Source organism: Streptococcus sanguinis (genome assembly GCF_020729725.1).
Classification (GTDB): Bacteria; Bacillota; Bacilli; order Lactobacillales; family Streptococcaceae; genus Streptococcus; species Streptococcus sanguinis_V.
In genome coordinates this window covers 1-3062 of sequence record NZ_JAJEPA010000025.1, presented here as the reverse complement: position 1 = coordinate 3062, position 3062 = coordinate 1, and the positions used below count along the sequence as shown (strand labels likewise).

Sequence of the window (3062 nt, the reverse complement as noted above, 5' to 3'; positions counted from 1 at the left end):
AACGAATTTCAGATGCGCTGGGTGAAGCAGGTTTTCCTAGAGCAGCACGTCCTGAAAATGTTGATTTCAAAGCAGTTGCTGAGAGTTTGCTAGACTTTGGTGAAATGGCTGCCCGAATCATTGATTTAGCCCATGAAAATTATGAGGGCATCAACAACATGCTTCATTCCCCAGCAGACCGCTTCAATATGATTTGGAAGACACCTGAATTTATCCGTGGGCTAGACTATAAAGTAACCCTCATGCAAACAGTAGAGGAGTGGTTGGAAGAACACCCAGAAGTGGAAAGTGAAATGGAGTATTAAAGAGCTTAAATCCCTTGTGTTTCCTTGACAGTCAGGCTTTTGTACGTTAGAATTAAACTAGATATATTTGAAAAAATTTAAAGAAAGGGATAGGTATGGCCACTCGAAACGACATCATAAAATCAATGGCAAAAAAGACTAAGTTCACTCAGAGAGAWAGCGCCGAAGCATTAGAAGCTGCCATCGATTCAATTTCTGAATTTCTAGCTTTAGGTGATAATGTTCAACTGACAGGATTTGGAATTTTTGAAGTAAAAGAGCGAGCAGCAAGAAATGGTCGCAACCCTCACACTGGTGAAAAAATGGTAGTGCCAGGATATAAGCTTCCAGTTTTTAGAGCAGGGAAAAAGCTCAAAGACCTTATCAGATAGAATGTGAGCCTATTGAACTTCAATAGGCTCTTATTTTTGACAGAAACCAGACAGGATTTTAAAAAACAAGGTAAAATAGTAGTATCAATAAAATTTGGAGGAACAAACGATGTCTTATAACTTAGAGGGGACAGTCCCTGAAGAAAAAATTGAAGAATTAGAACAAGCTGTCAAAGAAGTTTTCCCGAAAAATATGAAGGTCGATGTTAGAATCAATCCAGATGGCCGAGTTCGGATTTTTGAGGTTGAAACGATGTTGGAAGTAAACGACAGCCGAGACTATGGTTTAGCTTTTCAAATGCTACTAGATATGAATTATACTTCTCAAGATATTGAGGCCGAGTTAAAGAAAAACAGAAAGCAGGACGGAGATCCAGAAACTCTATTTCCATACATTCAAAAAATCAATTTGGATCTCAAGCAATTTGAAGTGGAGCAGCCATTTGTTGATAAATTAAAACAGAACTTAATGGCCGAGGCTTCTCTTGAATACTACCTAACAGATGTGGCTGAAGCGATTGAAAAATATGAGGAGCAAATTATCAATAAATGCCTTCCAGAACCTATCACAATGCAAGAATTTAAAAATGATGGTAGATTGTCATTTATTCTATCTAGTGCTAAGTTCAATCATGTCCTGGTAAACAGCTATGATTTAAACAATCCTAAGAACGTGGAATCAATGTTCAAAAATATTGGAGAATATGGGGTACTATATCGCATCGTGCGCAAACACCCACAACTTGCTGCTAAATTTATGAATCAGCTACGTCGTAGAGATATAGAGCTGTTAGAAGAACTGGTAAAAATCTTTAACAATGTTTTCTCAGAAGTCGTGGCAGGTGAGATTGAATTTCTGGAAGATTTCCTCAATGAAACGATCACCATCTTCCACTACACCAAAATCGGTAAATATTACGTCATGAATACTGAAGTTTGATAACAGGACTAAGGAGTGATTTTCACTCCTTTTTTTGTTGACTATTGATAGTAGAAATTGTATAATTCTTTTATAGAGTGTAACATATAATTAAAAAGGAGATGCCTATGAAAGAATTTTATCGACAGCAAGCAAGGAAAAAAATAGCCCTTGTTCTCGTTTTATTAGTGGCATTTGGCTTGTTAGGAGCTTGGCTATATCCTAAATATAATTTTACTCAGCAGACAGGGCTGCCAATCAGCAAAATGTTTACTAGCTACGAAAAGAAGCCGATTATTTCAGGCGGAGAGCAGAACACTCCCAATAAAACAACTGAAGCTATTTTAGAGGACAATCCAAAAGAGCAATCTGTTGTTTATGTGTTTTACAAAGTTGGGTGCTCWACCTGCCAAGCAGAATTTCCTCAAATAAAAGCTGCTATTAACAACTATCAGGGAGTTTATCCAGTCTATTGGGTGAATGTTCAAAGTGACCTTGGCCAAAAGCTAGTTGAAAAATACAATGTGGAGCACGCTTCTTCTGTAGTAGTTGTTAATCAAGCAGGCAAAGGCAAACTCACCTCACTAAATGAGGGTATGAGCAAAGACGCTATTTTAGCAACACTGAATGAATCAATGGAGTAAAAAACAATGGTTGTAAAAGGAGATGCTCTGGTAGGAACAGATAAAATGATGGCTTTGGCCGTTTATAAAGAAATCATAAGAACAAACCTAGACAAGCACAACGGTTTATTTCGAGATATGATTCGCTCTATTGAGGGCTTACCAGGCAGTGAAGTATATTATGTGACTTCTAGGGTGAAGCGCTCATTTAGGGCCAATGACCTACCCTCAAGGGCTGTCATTGAAAAAATAAAGCCTCTTTTCTCCCAAAAGGAATATTTCTTGATCCAGAGGGTTTTAGAGAGAACTGAAGATGAGGATCCATTTGATTTGCAGTCGGTAGAGCTGGCCAAGCAAATGACGGTCGAAGAAAGACTACTGCAAAGAGAACTGCGCAAAAATGCCAATTTAGCTAAATTATTTGAAGAAGAAAGGGGGAATGACAATGGAGAAGCATAAATTATCAGCAGAGGTACGATTCAAACGATATGTGCTTAAACGTTTTTCACCTCCTGACCTATTTGTGACGGCTGCTTTAGACATCATAGTAACAGTATTAGGCTTGTTACTAGGGGCAAACCCTATCATGTTGGTTATAGCATCGTTCTTAGCGGCTTTGATTTTACGTTATCCAGTGGTTCATTTACTGGCAAATGCAGGAGTTCCAATACTAATGCGGAAAGATTGGAAGTAGAGGGAGGAAAGAGTGGCTAGTTCCAAAGAAAATTTAGTTAGATTCAAAAAAAATAATCCTGAGCGCTGGAGAGAAATTGAAGCTCGGTATAAGAGAAAAAATGTAGGTAGAGTTCGATACTTGAAGTATCGTTCAGGAGCAAGAAGCTAC

Annotated in this window: 6 protein-coding genes; all 6 read left to right on the top strand. The window is 38.1% G+C overall.

Annotation, left to right across the window (positions count from 1 at the left end; all coding sequences use genetic code 11):
• Positions 1-305 (top strand): hypothetical protein (locus K4I03_RS12220; protein ID WP_227965595.1); only part of this gene is annotated, 305 nt, incomplete at its 5' end.
• A 95-nt stretch (positions 306-400) separates the two neighbouring features.
• The gene (locus K4I03_RS12215; RefSeq protein ID WP_227965593.1) at positions 401-676 is read left to right on the top strand and encodes an HU family DNA-binding protein; all 276 of its coding nucleotides are present in this window, start codon (positions 401-403) and stop codon (positions 674-676) included.
• A 109-nt stretch (positions 677-785) separates the two neighbouring features.
• On the top strand, positions 786-1616 hold the full coding sequence (locus tag K4I03_RS12210) for a hypothetical protein (RefSeq protein WP_227965591.1): 831 nt from the start codon (positions 786-788) through the stop codon (positions 1614-1616).
• Between the two features lie 107 nt (positions 1617-1723).
• Entirely contained in the window at positions 1724-2239 is a 516-nt protein-coding gene (locus K4I03_RS12205) for a thioredoxin domain-containing protein (protein ID WP_227965589.1), read from the top strand.
• Positions 2240-2245: 6 nt separating this feature from the next.
• Positions 2246-2677 carry a hypothetical protein gene (locus tag K4I03_RS12200; protein WP_227965587.1) on the top strand — a complete coding sequence of 144 codons (432 nt, stop codon included), beginning with the start codon at positions 2246-2248 and terminating at the stop codon, positions 2675-2677.
• Positions 2664-2912 (top strand): hypothetical protein, encoded by a 249-nt coding sequence (locus K4I03_RS12195; RefSeq protein ID WP_227965585.1) that lies wholly within the window; start codon positions 2664-2666, stop codon positions 2910-2912. Before K4I03_RS12200 ends, K4I03_RS12195 begins: the two co-directional genes overlap by 14 nt.
• Positions 2913-3062: the final 150 nt, after the last annotated feature.

Bases quoted from the DNA above. Each gene is read 5' to 3' on its own strand.
- K4I03_RS12210 (WP_227965591.1), top strand. From the start codon at position 786: ATGTCTTATAACTTAGAGGGGACAGTCCCTGAAGAAAAAATTGAAGAA.
- K4I03_RS12200 (WP_227965587.1), top strand. From the start codon at position 2,246: ATGGTTGTAAAAGGAGATGCTCTGGTAGGAACAGATAAAATGATGGCT.
- K4I03_RS12195 (WP_227965585.1), top strand. From the start codon at position 2,664: ATGGAGAAGCATAAATTATCAGCAGAGGTACGATTCAAACGATATGTG.